1 protein-coding gene is annotated in these 329 nt (G+C 60.5%); it reads right to left on the bottom strand.

The features are described from left to right. On the bottom strand, window positions 1-213 hold a 213-nt coding region (locus VL15_RS38755), incomplete at its 3' end, for a hypothetical protein (RefSeq protein WP_048252173.1). Window positions 214-329 lie beyond the last annotated feature (116 nt).

Below are 329 nucleotides of genomic sequence, written 5' to 3'. Positions count from 1 at the left end.
CGGCGGCGTGTCCTCGAGCGCGTCGCCGAAGCGAAAGCGGCGGCTGCGTCCGTCGGTGCGTTCGGCACGACGCTTCGGTGCGCGCGCATCGGCCACGGCGAGGCGTTCGTTCGTGACCGCGGCATCGCACGCGGTGTCGGCCACGCATTCGGGCACATGATCCAGAGACATGACGGTTAATTCCGGGAAGGGCATGTCCGTATTGAACGCCATCGCATTCGATCGGTAAAATGAATATTTCGATCGTTACGATTCCTTTGAAGAATGGAACTGAAACTGCTTCGAACGTTCCTGACGGTCACCGAGCTGTGCCATTTCAGCCGTGCGGC

This window comes from Burkholderia cepacia (genome assembly GCF_001039005.1).
GTDB classification, from domain to species: Bacteria; Pseudomonadota; Gammaproteobacteria; order Burkholderiales; family Burkholderiaceae; genus Burkholderia; species Burkholderia theae.
Note: the sequence above shows the minus strand (reverse complement) of the source record. Positions and strands in the feature narration are given on the sequence as shown.